Source organism: Oscillospiraceae bacterium (assembly GCA_022483045.1).
Lineage (GTDB): Bacteria > Bacillota > Clostridia > Oscillospirales > Acutalibacteraceae > Caproicibacterium.
The window spans coordinates 1388970-1407284 of the sequence record JAKVOA010000001.1; the positions used below are offsets into that span (position 1 = coordinate 1388970).

Below are 18315 nucleotides of genomic sequence, written 5' to 3' on the forward strand. Positions count from 1 at the left end.
TTTGCCGTTGCAGGACGATTTTTTGCATAAGAATGGCATGATACAGCACCTGAGGCAGTCCTATCGAGCGGGCTGCCTGCAGCAAAGACAGCTGCTAAAGCTTGTAAAAAGCTGTTCTGCAAACAGGTTTTGTATCACGCCAGTTTTGAGCAATCTGTTACTGTTGTTTAATAGGCACGGCCCTTAATGACTGCGTCTGTGACAACAGTTGCATCGGTTTTGCCTGCTGAAGTGGTTACAGACTGTACAGTATTGTCATGTGCAAACATTTTTTCATCGACATACTGCTTTTTAGACACTGTTTCTTTTTTCTGCAGTTTCTCGATAATTTCTTTCACACGCGGACCATGCAGCGGGTTGCATTCTGTATCCAGTGCAATTTCGCCGCTCTGTACCTTTTTCAAGCCGGCATTGGTAGAGTCAAAAGACAGAACCATGATTTCGCCTTTGCCGCTGCCCACTTTTTTGCCGGCAGCCTTAATCGCATCGATTGCGCCAAAAGCCTCATTATCATTCTCACAGTAAACGACATCGATGTTGCTGTTTTGCTTCAGCACAGACTCCATAACTTCCTGGCCTTTAGCCTGCGTAAATTCGCCTGTCTGCTGGGCAACCATCTTCCAATTTGAATGCTTTTTCACGCCATCTTCCAAAGCTTCTGTACGGCCAATCTGTGCAGAGGCACCAATGGTTCCCTGAATATCCACGATATTAATTTGGTCTTTGTCTCTGCCCTTTGCCTTAAAGTAAGCGTCCATCCATGCAACAGCTCTGTCGCCCTCTGCACGGAAGTTAGAGCCGACCCATGCAGTGTAAAGGCTGTCATCTTTTACGTTTACCATACGGTCAACGATGATAACCGGGATATCGGCATCTTTTGCTTCCTGTAAAACAGTGTCCCAGCCGGTCTCGGTAACAGGCGCCAAAACGATGTAATCCACTTCCTGCTGAATGAAATTGCGGATTGCGGTGATTTGGTTTTCCTGCTTTTGCTGTGCGTCATCAAAAATGAGCTTGTAGCCGTTGGCCTCGCTGAAGGTCTGTTTCATGGATACTGAGTTTGCAGTACGCCAATCCGACTCAGCACCAACCTGCGAAAAACCGATGGTAATCTGTTTTTTAGAGCTCTTGTCACTGGTACTTGCACTTGCGGCGCTTGAGCTCGCTGCAGTGCTGCTGGCAGTCGAACTCGTACTGCTGCCACAGGCGGCCAGTGTTGCGGCAGCAAGCACAGCACACAGAAGCAGACTTATGATTCTCTTTCCCTTTTTCATTTTGTTTCCTCCCTTTGTTTCAGATGTTCTCGAAGAACTTTAACTTGCTCACATTATATAACTATTGCATAAAAAAGAAAGAGAATTATCAATTTTATTAGTGTAATATTTATTAGCAAGTCGTTTTTTTAGATAAAATTGTGAATTTTTTATGAAAAACAGGGATTATTTTTCTTTCCCCTCCTGTAAGGGTACCCGTACTTGAAACGTAGTTCCCACACCATAGGCACTTGTAAAAGAGAGCCCGTATGTTTCCCCGTAATTCAGCCGTAGGCGCTCATCTACATTTGCTAAACCAAAGCCGTGCTCATGCGGCATCGTTTCCCTCCTAATAACTTTTTTCAGGTTTGCCTGCTCTTCCTCGGTCATACCGATACCGTTATCACTGACTTCAAAGATCGCGCTTTCACCTTGCCGGTAACCGCGTACGATGATTTTTCCTTTTGCACGTTTATTTTTAATACCGTGGTACAGCGCATTTTCGACAAGAGGCTGCAGCGTCAGCTTTAAAATCTGGTAAGGCAGCAGTTCTTTGTCAACCTTGATTTCATAGGTCAGGATATCCTGATAGCGCACCTGTTGTATCTCAAGATAGCTGGAAATGTGCCGCGTTTCCTCTGCAATAGAAACAAAGCTGCGGCCGTTGCTCAGGGTGCTGCGAAAAAAGGTGGACAGAGAAGTCACCATAGAGACCACCTGTTCATCCTGCCCGTCCTCTGCCAGCCAGACAATCGTGCCCAGCGTATTATACAGAAAATGCGGGTTGATCTGCTCCTGCAGCAGGCGCAGCTCCAGTACACGCCGCTGGTTTTGTTCCTGTTTGATATTGTCGATCAGTCTGCCAATCTCTTCCTGCATATTGTCAAAGCTGTCTGCCAAAATAGAAAGCTCATCGGCCGACTTTCCAGAGGCTTTTTGGGTAAAGTCGCCTTTTGCGACACGTCGGGTCGCTTTGCAGAGGTTTTGTATCGGGTCAGTTACACTTTTTGTAATACCGGCACTGAATTTGATACCCAGACAGACAATTAAAAACAGCAGCAGGACGCTAAGGCGCACTGCGGTCTGCCCCTTTTCATTAAGCTGATTCTGCACTTCCCGAAAATGCAGCGCTTCCCGATAGACATAGTCCTGCATGGTTTCTTTGATATTAGAAGTAAGTGTATAGATATCCAGCTGTAAATGGCTGTAATTTTTTTTATAACTGCCGCCGTTTTCGATGCTGCTGTCGACATCTTTTATAACTGTTTCCAGACGGTCTAAGCTGTGCAGGGTCCAGCGCACGTCATTGAGGTTTGCTTCTCCCTGTGTGTTTGCCATGACATTTTGAAAGGTTTTGCGGGCATTTGCGATAAGCTGATACGGATTTTTCATCTGCTCCCAGCCAAAGGGACGCTTATCCTCGGGTAGCTGATAAATCTGCCGGTAGGTCTGTGAACCGATCACTTCCCGGTACATCACATAATCAATATCTTCTTTGAAAGCACCGCAGAAAGCGTTGGTTTCATCAATATTGCTGACGACCTGGCTGTACGCATTGCAAAAGCCGGTAAGCGATACCAGTAAGTAAATAACCAGCCCTGTCAGCGGGACAATCAGCAAAATAGAAAGCATATTCAAGCGCTTTTTCAGAGACATTTTCTTCATCATTTTGCTTCTCCCCTATGCATCCGGTACTCTTTTGGTGTACAGCCATACATTTTTTTAAAAAGGCTGCTGAAGTAGTGCGGATCTTTATAGCCCACAGTGTAGCCGATTTCGGTGCTGCTGCAGTCTGAACAGAGCAAGAGTTCTTTTGCTTTTTCCATGCGCAGGCGAGTCAGATACTCCACAAAAGTAACGCCTGTTTTCTGCCGAAAAATGCTGCTGAAATAGCTTGGGCTTACATTGACCTGCGCCGCAACCACATTGAGCGAGAGATCGTTATTTTCATAATTTTCATCCAGATAGGTTTTTGCATTTTCCATTAAGCGGCTGTACTTGCGCTCTGACTTTTCATTGCGCAGAGTCATGGTTTCCGAAAAAAGCGTCTTTATATAAAGCTTGATCTGCTCTATCTGCATGGGCCCCTGCAAAACCAAATTGACATCACGCACCTGCTCTGAAAGGGAATCATTGCTAAGCCCCAATGCGCCCAAAAAATCGCATACCGCCAAGTAGCAGTCCATGACGATATAATTTTGAAAAAGCAGCGACTGATAGTTAACCTCACCGATGCTGCAAAAATACTGTTCTACAAAGCCCTCTACTTCCTGCAAAGTGCCGCTGCGCAAAAATCTGTCTATCGCATGGCGGTTTGTTTCGCCGGTCTGGATTGCGTGAAGATCCATTTTTTTACTTTTTCCAAATAGGCTGCCAATCTCATCGGAAGATAGAATTTTCCTGCTGTCCGTCAAGAAACGGCAGGCAAAGGCTTTATTCGCTTCCTGATAAGACTTCATCAGTTGATTCAGTCTGTTTACCGGCCTGCCAAGCCCACCAAACCAAGCTAAGTTTCCGCTGCTGCGCATAATCTGCTCAATGTTCTGCCGAACAGACGCGACAAGTGTACACAGCGCCTCTGTCGAGTCGCCCATCAACAGCAAAGCCCAGCCGTCTACACCGCGTGTAAACTGCAGCAAGCGGGGTTCTTTCTCCCACGTATCTGACAGCGTCTGCTGGCAGGCCACCGCCTCTTCACTTTGCTGCTGCGTCTGCGGCATCATTTTGAAAAGCAGCATTTGGTAGCAGGAAGCTGCCAAATCCATTCCCAAGCTGGCACCTCGCTCGACTGCCGCACAAAAGTCAATGCGGCCGGCAAGAACATCCTGCAGCAGCTGCAGCCTCTTCTGATCATCATTTCTTTGAATCTGCTGCTGATACTGCTGAAGCATTTGCTCCTTTTCCCGGTCGTTCTGAATAACCGCCGCCACTTTTTTCACTGTTTCCAGCAGTACTTTCGGCGTAACCGGCTTAAGCAGATAATCCGTCACGCCAATATGGATTGCCTGCTTGGCATAATCAAAGTCATTGTATCCGCTGAGAATGATAATTTTCATCTGCGGAAATTCCTTTTTCACCAGTGTGCTCAGCTGCAAACCATTCATAAACGGCATGCGGATATCCGTAATCAAGATGTCCGGCTTTGTTTTGCGAATCAGCGGATAAGCCAATTCGCCGTCGCCCGCCTCTCCAACAAACTGAAAGCCATCCTGTTCCCAATGAATATTTTTCTTAATGCCGTTTCGTATAATCACTTCATCTTCTACCAAAAAAACCTTAATCATTTTTTTCCTCCCACTTTACATCTTGTCTATTCTATAATACTCTACAAAATATTGCAAAGTTTTATGATATATTTGACAAATCATGGTGTTGCTTCGTCAATCTCATCGTTTTGCGACAATAGCGCCCCTGCACTTTTCTTTTTGGGAAGAAAAAAGCCCCGGCATTTCAATGCCGGGGAAAAATTTCAACCGCCAGAAAAAGACGGCCTACCTCTTGTGTGCTGCTCTCAGGTGCAGTAGCGGAACGTCTTGTCCATAATGATACGGGCAAAAATCAGACCCAGCGGCAGCGACAGGATAATCAAAATGGACTGGGCAAACCAAGAAGCCGAAACGCCCAGTGACATAATACCCAGGTTGTAGATGGCACGGTAAAGGTAAAGCCCCGGCACCATGATGACGATGGCCGGCACGGTGATTGAAATGCGCGGATAGCCGGAAATATTCTTTACCACAGAAGCCAAAATACCTGCCGTCATTGCGCACAGGAACGCCGCTGCAGCCGATGGTATCCCAGCCAAATCAATCAGTTCCAAACGCAGTGTATTAGAGATAGCGCCGATCACTGCAGCACACGCAGCCATACGGTGCGAACTGTTAAACATAACAGAGAATCCAAACACCCCGCAAAAGCTGGCAATCAGCCGAAAAAGGACATGCTCCGGCAGGCTGAGCTGCAGCGGCGGAAAATTAACGGGTTTTAAGTTGAGCAGAAGGGCCATAATCCAAGCGACAACAGCCGCCACTGCTACAATGAGGATTGCATACGACAGCCGCTCTATTCCAGAGCGCATATCCAGTTTTGCTAAATCTATGCCGCTGGTGATAAAGGGGAATCCTGGAATGATAAAAAGCATAGAACAGATGTAACCAGCTTCATGCTGCAGAGAAACCGAAAACAATGCTTCAGCCAACTGGAGCAGCAGCGCATAGACAAAGCAGGCAGAAGATACGGAAGCCGCAATACCGAGGAATAGCGTGTAGTGGTGTTTTGTGAGCTTGCACCGAATAAAATTACCGATACCGGCACCAAAAAATGCACAAATCATTTCCACCAAGCCGCCGCCCAGCAAAAAAGTAAATGCCCCGCAGGCCAGCGCGGCGGCAAGTCCCAGAGCAAGCGGAGAATACAGCTTATGAACCCGCTCAATTTCATCTAGGTGAGAGTGCAGCTGCTCGCCTGACATCAACTTGCCCTGCGTAGCAAAGTCGGTGATAAAATGTTCCATTCGGTTTAGTCTGGAGGTATTGACGCCGGTATTGGTAAGGCAGAGCGACTGCGAAAAAGAACTTTCACCGTCAAAGCAGGTGTATTCGATAGACATTAAGCCAATATCCGCTGTACAGGTAATTCCCAGCTCTTTTGAAAGTGTATTCATAGAACTGCGCACCCGCCAGGCGCCGGTTCCGCAGGAAAGCAGCATCAGCCCTACCCGGCCGATGACAGAGGCTTTTTCGTCCAAACTGGCTTCGGTAATCGCAACGCCTTCGCTTGCCGAGGCATAATCATGCCAGGAAACCTCCATATGATTTTTGGGAATCGTACTTTGCGCCATGCTGTGACACTTGCCTTTCTGTAATTTTAATCAAATCAATCTAGTTTACAAAATATAGAATTTTGTGGTACACAGCCGAAAAATTTTTTCTCTACACAAATAAGCTTGTTTTGTGTCTTTACCAGCATTTGCGCAAAGGGCAAAGGCACCTTTTCTTACGGTCTGTAGACAATTTCATCAGCCTTGGCAATATTCTTTTCGAGCCGGTCGCTAAAGAGGTTTAGCGGCAGAAAGACGCCCATTTCATCATAGCGGCGGCCCGCGTCCTCTAGAGAATCCTGCCCGTAATAAACTACAGAACGCGGCAGCTCCCGCTGCAGGCGCATCATAATATCCCACACCGCCGCATAAGCCTGGGCTTCGGTCTCCTGCTGCTTCACGGTATTGGGCAGCTCATAAATCAGCAGCAGGCCCATGTGCTGCTCCACGCGGTATTCCTGCACCTGCATGGTATCGGCCGCATAGCCATGGCGTTTGCGGTAGCCGCAGGCAAGGTACATTTTTACTTTTTCCCTTTTTACAAAAGCCTTGCTGAAGCGGCTGTATTCCTTGGCATTAACCTTTCCTTTTGCCTCTGGCAGCAGCCTGCCCTCTTCATCAGTCAGAATATACGGATTTGTCTGGCCATCTGCATTAAAGCGAAACGGCGCTAAGTAGGCGTTGCGCAGCAGATCAAACATGCTGTGTTGGCACACAACCATCAAAAACGCTGTCAGGTCTTTATTATCATAGGCATCAAACAGGGCTTTGGTAAACTGCTCGGCCGAAAGGCTGTCGCCGCAAATTTCGTTGCCTTCTGTATCCTCGGCCTCATCCAAAGCATTGTAAAAGGTTTCACGCAGACGCTCGCAAGCCCGTGGGTCGGCCAAAATCTTTTGAAACAGCAGCTCTGGTTTTTCTTCGCGCGGAAATATTGTTGCCATAGACATCCCTCTTTCTGTATTTTCAAAGTGCGCTTTTATTATAAACTTTTGCAGATGAAATGTAAAATTGCAGAGCAAAGCAGCCGTTCCACACCTACCTGCTGCAAAATGCGTACACAGCAAAGGGGAGGGCATTGCTGCAGCTGGGCTTTTGTGCAAAAACAGACCGAAGCTGCGCCGTGTGTATATTTTGCAGCCGCATAGATAAGCAAATTAAAAAAACGCCCCAAATGTGAAGCAGTATAAATACTGCACTGCATTGGAGCGTTGTCTGTATCAGATAAACCGTCTATTTTGCCGTGACTCGCACTTGCAGCGTGCTGCTGCCACATAGAGCACAGCTGCGGTCATCCGGCTGATGCCCGCCCACAGAAAGCTGCCAAACGCCGCGGTCATAAAATTGTCTGCCGTCGCCGCTAACATTGTAAAAAGACACAGCCGGCACTTCAAAAGAGATGCGGCGTACCTCACCGGCCTTTAGAGAAGTGCGGCAAAACCCACATAGTTTGCGCAGCGGCGTAAAGGAATCCGCTCCCTCTTTTGAAAGATAAAGTTCTGTTACCTCGTCCGCGTCAAATTTTCCAGTGTTTTGGACGGTGACCTGCAGACAAAGACCGGCATCCTTTGTCACTTCCGTATGCTCCAGCTGTAAATCCGTATAGGAAAAGGTGCTGTAAGACAACCCGTAACCAAACGGATACAGCGGCGTGCCACGATAATAGCGGTACGTGCGTCCCTGCATGGAGTAGTCTTCATACGCAGGCAGGTCATCGACCCCACGGTAAAACGTCACAGGCAGCCTGCCACTGGGAACTACTTCGCCAAAAAGAAGACGTGCCAGTGCTTCACCGCCGTGTGCACCACTGTACCAGACCTGCAGCACTGCGCTGCAGTGTTCCTGCGCATAGGAAAGGTCGAGTCCACTGCCGCTGTTTACTACAAGCACAACCGGCCTGCCTGTACTGCAGATCGTTTTCAGCAGGTGCTGCTGCGAGGCGGGCAGCTGCAGCGTTTCGTTGTCCCCCGCTGAAAACGCATTGCCTGCATCGCCCTGCTCCCCCTCAATCGTCGGGTCAAGCCCCAGACACAGCACCACTACATCTGAAGCTTTAGCCGCAGCAGCGGCTTCACTCAGGCGGTCATCCGGCTGTGCAAGGTCCATAACACGGTCACAGTAAAGGTCGCAGCCCTGTGCATACAGAACACGCGCCTGCCCCCGGACATAGTCCTGCATTCCACGCAGATTGGTTTCCCATTGAGAGGCAGTGCCACAGTAGTTGCCGCGCAGGACCTCAATGCTGTCTGCATTCGGCCCAATAACGCCAATGGTTTTCAGTTTGGAAAGATGCAGCGGCAGGATCCCATCGTTTTTCAGCAGAACAGCAGATTTTTCACCTGCCCGCAAAGACAGTTGATTATTTTCTTTGGAATCGATTTTTTCAAATGGAATAGAATCATAAGGGCAGTCATCGGCAAACTCACCCAGCGCACAGCGAATTGTAAACAGGTGCTCTGCGGCTGTTCGAATATCCGCTTCCTTCACCAGTTTGTGTTTATAGGCGTCCATTACACTTCTGTAAGTATCGCCGCAGTTAAGGTCACATCCCATCGGCAGCGTCATTTGGGTAGTCTCTTCCGGGCCTTTGGTAAGTGGATTATACTGGTAAATATCATGAAGTGCCCACGCATCGCTTACAAAGTACCCTTTGAAGCCCCACTTTTCGCGCAGCAAACTTTGAATATACGGATGTGCACAGGCGGGCACGCCATTTATGCGATTGTAGGCACCCATAACGCCCGCCACTCCAGCTTTTACAGCAGCGTGGAATGCAGGCAAGTAGGTATCGGCCAAGTCATGCAGGCTGACCCGCGAATCAAATCCGTGGCGAGTCGCCTCGGGGCCGCTGTGCGCCGCAAAGTGTTTTGCACACGCTGCCGCTTTCAGATAAGGGCCGTCGCCCTGCAGACCGGTCACATAAGCGCAGCCCATGCGCGCTGTAAGGAACGGGTCTTCTCCGTAAGTTTCCTGTCCTCTGCCCCAACGCGGGTCACGAAAAATATTGATATTTGGTGACCAAAAAGTCAGCCCTTTATAGATACCCCGGTCACCGGCAGCAGACTGAAAATTGTATTTTGCTCTGCCCTCATCTGCCGCAGCGGCAGCCATACCGAAAACAGCCGAGTCGTCAAAGGTCGCCGCCATAGCGACTGCCTGCGGAAAAACTGTAGCAGTACCCGCGCGTGCCACTCCATGCAGCGCTTCATTCCACCAGTTACAGGCCGGTATGTGCAGGCGCTCAACAGCGGGGGCGTCATACCGAAGCTGAGAGGCGGCTTCCTGCAGGGTCATCTGTGCAACAAGCTGATGCGCCTGTGTTTGAAATTCATTCCATCTGTCTTTGTAATTCATGATATACTCCTATTGGTATTTCTTGAATGGATTTTGCAGCCCTTTCAATAGCTCCTTTGGTCTTTTTCGGCAGTATACAAGACCCGCAAAAGGAATTAGCTGCCGACAAGTACAGCATCATCATACTCAGAAAATACACAAGAAACAACCGTAAAACATCAAATAAATAATATGTGGGCATAAAAAATCCGCACCAAAAGCTTAAAACAGCTTACAGTGCGGTTTTTTCTGGCTGGGCTGGCGGGATTCGGACCCACGCGTGACGGAGTCAAAGTCCGTTGCCTTACCACTTGGCTACAGCCCAACAAAATAAAATTTATAAAAATTACGGAGCGTGGAAAACTCCATGCCCCGTAATCTTTTTCTGTGGGGTGGAAGATGGGATTCGAACCCACGGTCTCCAGAGCCACAATCTGGCGCTTTAACCAGCTAAGCTACATCCACCATATGGCGCGCCAAAAGGGACTCGAACCCCTGGCCCACTGCTTAGAAGGCAGTTGCTCTATCCAGCTGAGCTATTGGCGCGTATCCCCTTTATGGAGCGAGTGATGGGAATCGAACCCACACTACCAGCTTGGAAGGCTGGAGTTCTACCATTGAACTACACTCGCAATTAGCAACGGTTAGTAGTATATCATGAGAAACCCTATTTGTCAAGGAAAAAGTCTAAAAATAGAAGTTTGCCCGCATACACCGTTATTGAACCGCCGTCTGTGCTTCTCTGCGCGGCAGTACCCGCCCCAAAAGCTGCTGCAACGTGCAGTCCTGCAGGCTGCAGGACTGCAAAATGGGAAAGCCAGGGGCTGAAACAGCTGCGCCGTTCTCGTCAAAGGCCAGCACGCAGTTGTCAGAAGAAATGACACCATCGATAAAGGCAACGTCTGAGTATAAATCAATACAGAAAAGCGGCTCATTCTGTGCCTGACGCCCGCGCAGCGTATAAACACGCGCCTGGCGGCGAGTTTCCTCTGAGCAGCTGTCAGACGCCGCCAAAAACAGGAACGGCGTTTTGACCGGCAGAATCTGTGCGGTCAGTTTTTCTTTATAATCTTCTGTTTGAAACGCATCGTCGTACATATACCAGGCAGAGAAAAAGCAGTCGCTGTTTCTCAGCTTCTTTGCTGTCTCTAAAAAGCGATCATCGCAGTGCAGACACAGCATTGTATTTTTTACATGCAGCAGTTCCTGAATCAGGCTGTCGTCCACCTGGGCATTTTCCACAAACAGCACAAATGCACAGTCCGGGTTTTTTTTCAGCAAAGGTGCAAGGTTCATCAGCGCGTAGTTACCTTCACAAAAAAACATATAGCTGAAAATGCCAAGTTTTTGGCCTTGTGCAACTGTGTTCTCCAGCATTTCCGGCGTGCATTTTCCCGCAGGAGACAAATGAAACAGCAGAGTCCACGGAATATGGTATCCGGCAGTCTGCTCAAGGGCACGCACTGTCTTTGCACCGACGGTCCAGCTGTTGTAAGCAAGGTTGATACCAAATGTTTTCAGCTGCTTTTGGTCTGCATTAACCACCAGGTCATGAATCCACTTATAATAGGAACTATTTTCGTTGTGCAGCATTTCACCGAAAATATCAAAAAAGTAGCGCTGGAATCTGCCCTTTGCAAAGTTGGTGCCCAAATCCACCAGCTGGCGCACGCTGCGCTTTGGGTCGCGCCCAATGTCCCGAAGTCCTTTATCTACAGCAGCGCTGATGAAGGCACGCATCATTGCATCCGATTTCACCTTGCCACCCACTCCCTTTTACGTATAACTATATGTTATTATAGTCATTTTTGTTTTTCACTAAATAGACAAAGCAATTTATCTGTCTAAAAAGCAGACGCTTTTGGGCAGATGTCGCATCTGTACCGCTAACCAGCTCTGCCGGAATTTTTCCGCTGATTTTATGAAAGAATATTTGTCAAATTATATTTTTTCTGCTATTCTAGTATTGTACTGTTTTTTAGACAGAATAGCAAGCTGTAAGTGAAAGCCGCCCCTCTTTTTGGCGGATAAAAAGGAGAACCGCTTTATGGAAAATTATTGTCTGCTGACTGACACTACCGCCGAGCTGACCCCGGCGCTAGCGCAGGAACTGGACGTGGAAGTAATCCCCATGCCGTTGGTTTTAGACGGAGTTTCCTATCAATTCACTACTTTTGATGACAAATTGAGTGTCTCTGATTTCTATAATCAACTGCGCGCGGGCAAATTTGCCCATACTTCCCAGATTAACGAAACAGTTTACCAGGAATTTTTCGAAAAATACCTGAAAAAGGGTATCGACGTACTCTATTTCTGCTTTTCTTCCGGCATGAGCAACACTTACCACATTGCCTGCCAGTGCATTGAAGAACTGAGAAAAAAATATCCAGAGCGGCGCATTGAATGCCTGGACACCCTGTGTGCCTCAGTCGGCGAAGGTCTGCTGGTCTTTAGTGCTGCCAAAATGCGGCTGGCCGGCTCTTCTTTGGACGAAGTGCTGCAGTGGGCCACAGACCACCGCGACAGCGTCTGCCACAGCTTTAAAGTGGACGAGCTGGAACATCTGCGCCGCGGCGGGCGTATTTCCAATACCACGGCTGTCATCGGTTCTGCGCTGCAGATTAAGCCGATATTGGTCGTAGACCACGAGGGCAAGCTGCAGGTAATTGCAAAAGTGCGCGGCCGCAAGCGTGCGCGCGACTACCTGATGAAAATCATTGAGCGCCACCTGCTGCACACTAAGGAAGCTGAAACTGTCTTTATCGGCCACGGCGACTGCCAGGAGGAAGCAGAATCTTTGGCGGAAGACCTGAAAGCAAATCTGCCAAGCATCAAGCGCATTATCATTGTGCCTTTAGGGCCGATTATCGGCGCACATGTGGGCCCCGGCATGATTGACCTCATTTTTTACGGCGACGACCGCATGTGCAGTTTAAAGTAAAAAACGGCTGTCCGTATTTATAAGTCTTGCCGTTTTTGAGAAAATAAATACCGGAATGCGCTATCAATATTCTTAATCTGAAATATCTTTACAGCATACGAACTATCTGCACGGACAAAATTGGCGCAGCAAAAATCAGGGCCGGCACTTAAATGGGTGCCGGCCCTGATTTTATGATAATTCTTTAATCCTCTTTAAAGCAAAGTGCACAGCGAAAGTTCGCCATCCTGCACGGTCAGGCTGACCCCGGCAAGACCGGTATCTGCTGTTTCAATCAGAATGCTCGCTAAACGGTCCTCTACTTTGCGGCGAATCAGGCTGCGCAAATCACGCGCACCGCTCTTGCCGCCGTAGGCATGCTCTGCAAGCCATTCTGTAGCGGCAGTATCAAAGGTAAAGGTAACGCCTTTTTCTTTCAGTGTGCCCACATACTCGTTGAGCATTAGTGCAGCGATCTTGCTGTAATCTTCCTTAGTCAGCTGATGGAATACAATAATCTCATCTACACGGCTCAAAAACTCAGGCCGCAGAAAATCAGAAAGCGCTTTCATAGCGCGCTCTTTGCTGACATCCGCTTCATTACGGTTAAAGCCCAAAGCAGACTCGTGAACGTTGCTGCCGGCGTTGCTGGTCATAATGATAATGGTATTTTCAAAGTTGACATTGCGACCCTGGGCATCGGTAATGTGCCCTTCGTCCAAAATTTGCAGCAGGATATTCATAACATCGGGATGCGCTTTTTCAATTTCATCAAACAGCAGCACACTGTAGGGCTGGCGGCGCACCTTTTCCGTCACCTGGCCAGCTTCATCATAACCGACATAGCCGGGCGGCGAACCGATAATGCGCGAAACGCTGTACTTTTCCATAAATTCGCTCATATCTAGGCGAATCAGCGTCTCTGGCTTATCAAACAGCTCTTTGGCAAGCACTTTTGCAAGTTCGGTCTTTCCGACACCGGTGGGCCCCACAAAAATGAAGGAAGCCGGACGGCGGCGGGGGCTTATCTGGACCCGGCTGCGGCGAATTGCCGCGGAAACAGCCGAAACTGCCTCGTCCTGGCCGATAATTTTCTGTTTTAACGTATCCTCAATATGAGAAAGCTTTTTCAGCTCGCTCTCCTGTACACGGCTGGCCGGAATTCCTGTCCACAGTTCAATAACGTGGGCAAGGTCGCCTTCCTCCACCGGCGCACCAAGCGCCTGCGGTTTAAGCTCCTCCACCCGCTGCTGTGCACGGGAAATATCTGTGCGCACACGCGCCAATTCCTCAAAATCTGTGTTTTCGCCTGCGGCGGTCATGTTTTCTTCCTTGACCTGCAGGTCTTTCAGCTGGCGGTTCAGACGGTCGTACTCCGACATAGACTTATTGCGCAACGCAGCGCAGGCACAGGCCTCGTCCAAAAGGTCAATCGCCTTATCGGGTAGGAAGCGGTCGTTGATATACCGCTCAGAAAGCACCACCGTACGGCGGGCAATCTGGTCAGAAACTCGCACACGGTGAAAGGTTTCATAGTATCCCTTAATACCGAGAATAATCTGCGTTGCATCCGCAATAGAGGGCTCTTCGATGGTAACCGGCTGAAAGCGGCGCTCCAGTGCGGCGTCTTTTTCAATATACTTGCGATACTCCGTAAAAGTAGTGGCACCAATTACCTGAATTTCGCCGCGGGAAAGGGCTGGCTTCATGATATTGGCAGCATTCATACTACCCTCGGCGTCACCAGTGCCCACCAAATTGTGTACCTCATCGATAAACAGAATGATATTGCCGGCCTCACGTACTTCCTGCAGCAGGCCCTTAATACGGCTCTCGAACTGGCCGCGGAACTGGGTGCCCGCAACCAGTGCGGTTAAATCCAGCAGCATAATTTCTTTGTCCTGCAGGCGCACCGGCACCTGCCCCTGGGCAATGCGCAAGGCAAGTCCCTCTGCCACGGCGGTCTTGCCCACGCCGGGCTCGCCGATCAGGCAGGGATTGTTTTTTGTGCGGCGGGAAAGGATCTGCACCACACGGCTGATTTCTTTGTCACGGCCGACAATACGGTCGATCTTTCCCTCTTTTGCGCGCGCGGTCAGGTTGGTGCAGTAGGTATCCAAATGGCGGCGCTTCTTTTTCTTTGGCTCCGGTTTGCTGCTGTTCGCGGCAGGCGCCTGGCCGCCCTGCGGAGCAGACTGGCTGCCGCCGCTGTTGGGGTCATAGATATTTTTCAGGAAATTGGCAGGGAACAGCGCAGCACCGCCAGGCTCAAAGCCATCGCTGTCGCCGTCATCTGCATCGTCACTGTTTTCCTCATTAGAGGCATCCATAAAAGCGTCCAGTTCATTTTCCATCGCTTCCATCTGGTCGCTGGTCAGTCCCATTTTATCCATCAAGTCATTGACCGGCTTAATGCCCAGTTCTCTGGCGCAGGTGAGACAGTATCCCTGCGGATTACTTCCATCAGCGGAAGACGACAGGAACACAACGGCAGGGCGCTTGTGACATCTGGAGCATAACATAGGCAAATCACTTCTCTTTTTCTGATTTTCAAAGTTAAAGTCAGGTTTTTTGTACTTTTCCTATTATAGCTTATAATCACAGCGGAAAGTTAAATAAATTATAAATTCGATGAAATACCCGAAATACGAAAGGCCCGGCAGAAACTCCGCCGGGAAAAATCATGCTTTATTTTTTACGGTCCATCATTTCTTTTACGTCCAGCTGATCCTCAGGGGCAGTGCTGTTCAGGATACGAAAAAACTCGCGGCCGTACATAATCAGCGCAAAGATCATCATACCCGCAGTAATCACCAGCAGCGCGACAATCAGCGGGAAAAAGGCTTTGTCCTGATTGATGATATCCACGACCAAAATAACTGCGAACGCAACGTAAAACATAACGGTTGCCACTTTGCCGTACCACTTGGCGGCACAGGGGCGCTTGGCGTTTTTCAGCAGCACGCCGCCCCCCACAAGCATAATGCCCTCTTTGATGACAAAAATGAGCAGCACCGGCAAAAGCACCGGGTGACGGATTGCCAAACTGATAGCCACAAGTCCCTGTATCACTTTATCTGAAATCGGGTCTAAAAGCTGACCAAGTTCCGTCTGCTGGTGAAAACGACGCGCGATGAAACCGTCCAGTGCATCGGTGAGGCCCGCAATCAGCAGTACAATAATTGCCGGCTTTATCTTGCCGTTCAGGTAATAGCACATAAACGGAATCACCAGGATAATGCGCAGAACCGTCAGTGTATTTGGCACATTGAAATTCTTGTTTTTACTTGGCATTCGCTTGAACATCCTCTCTCAGAATCTTCTCATAGAACGAATAAACCGGGTTACGCACTTTTTCGGGCAGTTTGTTAATAAAGCCCTGTATGCTCTTTTGGGCTTGAGCACCCCAGCCCGAAGACTGGGAAGACGCTGAAGCAGACGAGTTCTGCTTCAGCTGCAGCATTGCGGAGCTGCTGAAACTGGAAAGTTGTACTTTGTCGGGAAATTGCTCTGCCAGCAGCGGCAGTGAGAGGCGCAGCAGTGCGCACACCAGCATTACCAGCAGTACACCCTTTACTGCGCCCAGCACGCCGCCCAAAATATGGTTGAGCGCATGCAGGCCCGGCAAACGGCAGACTCTGTCCAGCAGGCGGCACAAAAGCCCCGCTGCCACCATAATTAGCACAAAAGCCAGTATGGTACACAAAATGTCCCGCATGGATTTGTCCTTTGCGGTCCCTGCCGGCAGTATACTGGAAATCCACTTGCCAAAGCGCGGCGAAAAAATGACCGCGACAATCAGCCCCACCAAACCCGCAACGGTAAGTACAGCGCCCTTGCCAGCGCCTTTTACGATACACACGATAAAAATAACCAGCAGAATAATATCTACAATCGTTCCTGCCATAGCTGCACCTCCTTTCATTTCCTTTAAGGAGTGTTTATTATACTACAATTCCCAATTTCCCGCAAGACAGCTCAGGTTTTCAGCTTTTCCAGCCGAATCTGTGATACTTCCAAAACATAGACTTGGTTTGTGTCACGCAGAGCCACCGCACGCGCATTGCTGCCCGCACTGCAGGAACCGCCAGCTTTTCCATCTGCAGTACTGTAGGCCGTAACCTTGCTGCCGCATAGTGCCGCCATAGTAGAACCAGAGCAGGTCACGCTGGTTGGCACGCCGCTCAGCTGTGCCGAAGCTTTTTGTTTGCCGCTGGTGTCAACGGAAAGCAGAGTTCCTTCTGTTGCATTGTGAAACTTGGAAATACCGAGGACCGCGCCGCTGCTCTGCAGGTTCCACGCAGAAAGCTCACCATCGCCGTAAGTACAGGCATTTGCTTTTTTGCCATCGGCTGTCAATGCCACTGCCTGGGTATCGCCCACGGCCAGCACGCCGCCGTTTTCTGTATAAGTAACATCTAAAAAGGCGGTGTCACTGTAGGTTGCAACCGGTTTTACCGCCTGGTTTGAATTGAAATCGAGTTCATAAATTGCGCCGGTCAGAGCCCCGCCGCTTGCACCTACCGCAGTCACAACTGCCCGGGTCCCGCTGCTGTTGAGTGCCACCGCTGTGGGAGCGTACTCGGAAAATGAGTAGGAAAAAGCGACTTGATTGTCCGGCAGATAAACTGTCAACTCGCCGCAGTAGCCGTCTTCCTGTGTCAGTAAAGCAAAGCGGCCATTTGTGCACACTGCGCCGCCCAGCAGTTTGTTGTCCGTAGAGGAAGAAACCAGGGTTTTTAGCTGATTCCCAAGCTGATAGCCTGTGCCGCCCAGATTATAGACCAGCACACGGTTTCCATTGACTTTTAAAACCGGCTCTGAAAAACTATGTTTGCGCGAAAAGAGCTGCTTTCCAGAAGTATTGTAGGCACGGGTAGCGGTATCACTGGTGTAAAAAATGTCTTTCCCGGAAGAAATGAAATTGCGCGTCTGCACATTTTCTGTATCAAAATGTACAGGGTAGCCGTCGCCGCCGCCAATACCCAGCATCTGTGTCTGCACCCATTCCGAGATATTCTCAGGCCGCAGGCTGTCGCGGTTGACCCACAGCGCCAGCACCACCGCGCAGACAAGCAGAATAGCAATAGCCGTATAAATACCGTGTGGCTTCTTCTTTTGTATTTTGCGTTTTTTCGCCGTACTGCCAAGCGGCGGCAGTTCGCCCGGCAGATATTCATGCTCATACCGGGTACGGTTTGCTTTTTTACGCATGCAGATCTGCCTCCTCATAATCGACGCGGTTTAAGTACAGGCCCTGCGGCGGCGCTGTAGGACCGGCTTTGCTGCGGTCGCGCGCGGCAAAGATACTGGGAATATCCTGCGGAGTAATTTTTCCCTGTGCCACATACAAAAGGGTGCCCGTCAAAATGCGCACCATATTATACAGGAAGCCGTCCGCCGCAACGAAGAAATATACAAAGTCACCCTCGCGCCGCACTTCTGCCTGCGTGATTGTACGGGTGAAACTGCCGATTTCACGTTTGTCCTGCGTACAGAAAGAGGTGAAATCGTGGCTGCCAAGGTACTGCTGGGCCGCCTGCTGCAGCAGGCTTTCATCCAGCGGATACCAGTAATGCAGCGCACGCCCGCGCAAAAACGGATTGCGCACCGGGGCGTTCCAAATCTTATAAACGTACTGCTTACCTTTACAGGAATAGCGCGCGTGAAACGCCGCTGGCACTTCACGGCAGCCGGTCACTGCCACATCTGCCGGCAGAAAATGATTGACTGCCTGTACCAGCCGCCCGCAGGGAATCTGCCGCTCCGTATGCAGCGATACGCAGAACATGTGCGCATGCACGCCGGCATCTGTGCGCGAGCAGCCCTTTAAATCCGGCGTTTCGTGCAGCACAGACGCGATCGCTTCCTGTAAAACCTGCTGTACCGTAACTGCATTCGGCTGAATCTGCCAGCCGTGATAGCCGGCGCCGTCAAAGCAGAGCGTAAAAAGAAGATTGCGCAAAGGGGGCTTCCTTTCTATCAAAATC

Annotated in this window: 13 protein-coding genes and 4 tRNA genes; 1 reads left to right on the plus strand and 16 read right to left on the minus strand. The window is 49.6% G+C overall.

Translation table 11 applies throughout. From position 1 onward, the window contains the following. Window positions 1–167: 167 nt before the first annotated feature. The 11 genes from LKE53_06695 to LKE53_06745 form a co-directional block, all read right to left on the minus strand. Window positions 168–1274, minus strand: coding sequence for an ABC transporter substrate-binding protein (locus LKE53_06695; protein MCH3972431.1), 1107 nt, complete (start codon window positions 1272–1274; stop codon window positions 168–170). Between the two features lie 165 nt (window positions 1275–1439). Next, window positions 1440–2921, minus strand: coding sequence for a sensor histidine kinase (locus LKE53_06700; GenBank protein ID MCH3972432.1), 1482 nt, complete (start codon window positions 2919–2921; stop codon window positions 1440–1442). Beyond that, window positions 2918–4537 (minus strand): response regulator, encoded by a 1620-nt coding sequence (locus LKE53_06705; GenBank protein MCH3972433.1) that lies wholly within the window; start codon window positions 4535–4537, stop codon window positions 2918–2920. Before LKE53_06705 ends, LKE53_06700 begins: the two co-directional genes overlap by 4 nt. Window positions 4538–4764: 227 nt before the next feature. Further along, window positions 4765–6093 carry a threonine/serine exporter family protein gene (locus LKE53_06710; protein ID MCH3972434.1) on the minus strand — a complete coding sequence of 443 codons (1329 nt, stop codon included), beginning with the start codon at window positions 6091–6093 and terminating at the stop codon, window positions 4765–4767. A 155-nt stretch (window positions 6094–6248) separates the two neighbouring features. Beyond that, window positions 6249–7016, minus strand: a complete 768-nt coding sequence (locus LKE53_06715) for a DUF4866 domain-containing protein (protein ID MCH3972435.1) — start codon at window positions 7014–7016, stop codon at window positions 6249–6251. Between the two features lie 289 nt (window positions 7017–7305). Continuing rightward, window positions 7306–9426 (minus strand): glycoside hydrolase family 3 C-terminal domain-containing protein, encoded by a 2121-nt coding sequence (locus tag LKE53_06720; protein MCH3972436.1) that lies wholly within the window; start codon window positions 9424–9426, stop codon window positions 7306–7308. A gap of 229 nt (window positions 9427–9655) precedes the next feature. Next, a tRNA-Gln gene (locus tag LKE53_06725) sits at window positions 9656–9730 on the minus strand. A 63-nt stretch (window positions 9731–9793) separates the two neighbouring features. Beyond that, a tRNA-His gene (locus LKE53_06730) sits at window positions 9794–9870 on the minus strand. A 4-nt stretch (window positions 9871–9874) separates the two neighbouring features. Next, a tRNA-Arg gene (locus LKE53_06735) sits at window positions 9875–9951 on the minus strand. A 12-nt stretch (window positions 9952–9963) separates the two neighbouring features. Continuing rightward, a tRNA-Gly gene (locus tag LKE53_06740) sits at window positions 9964–10037 on the minus strand. 85 nt (window positions 10038–10122) lie between these two features. Then, window positions 10123–11163 (minus strand): hypothetical protein, encoded by a 1041-nt coding sequence (locus LKE53_06745; protein MCH3972437.1) that lies wholly within the window; start codon window positions 11161–11163, stop codon window positions 10123–10125. A 289-nt stretch (window positions 11164–11452) separates the two neighbouring features. On the opposite strand from LKE53_06745, the gene LKE53_06750 reads away from it, so the two are divergent. Beyond that, window positions 11453–12346, plus strand: a complete 894-nt coding sequence (locus tag LKE53_06750) for a DegV family protein (GenBank protein MCH3972438.1) — start codon at window positions 11453–11455, stop codon at window positions 12344–12346. A gap of 194 nt (window positions 12347–12540) precedes the next feature. On the opposite strand, the gene LKE53_06755 is transcribed toward LKE53_06750, so the two are convergent. From LKE53_06755 to truA, 5 genes are all read right to left on the minus strand, one after another. Next, the gene (locus LKE53_06755) at window positions 12541–14847 is read right to left on the minus strand and encodes an ATP-dependent Clp protease ATP-binding subunit (protein ID MCH3972439.1); all 2307 of its coding nucleotides are present in this window, start codon (window positions 14845–14847) and stop codon (window positions 12541–12543) included. Window positions 14848–15013: 166 nt separating this feature from the next. After that, the gene (locus LKE53_06760) at window positions 15014–15619 is read right to left on the minus strand and encodes a CDP-alcohol phosphatidyltransferase family protein (protein MCH3972440.1); all 606 of its coding nucleotides are present in this window, start codon (window positions 15617–15619) and stop codon (window positions 15014–15016) included. Next, on the minus strand, window positions 15609–16232 hold the full coding sequence (locus tag LKE53_06765; protein ID MCH3972441.1) for a CvpA family protein: 624 nt from the start codon (window positions 16230–16232) through the stop codon (window positions 15609–15611). The genes LKE53_06760 and LKE53_06765 overlap by 11 nt, the downstream gene beginning before the upstream one ends. 71 nt (window positions 16233–16303) lie before the next feature. Then, on the minus strand, window positions 16304–17539 hold the full coding sequence (locus LKE53_06770) for a DUF5711 family protein (protein ID MCH3972442.1): 1236 nt from the start codon (window positions 17537–17539) through the stop codon (window positions 16304–16306). Next, entirely contained in the window at window positions 17532–18290 is a 759-nt protein-coding gene (gene truA, locus LKE53_06775) for a tRNA pseudouridine(38-40) synthase TruA (protein MCH3972443.1), read from the minus strand. Before truA ends, LKE53_06770 begins: the two co-directional genes overlap by 8 nt. Window positions 18291–18315: the final 25 nt, after the last annotated feature.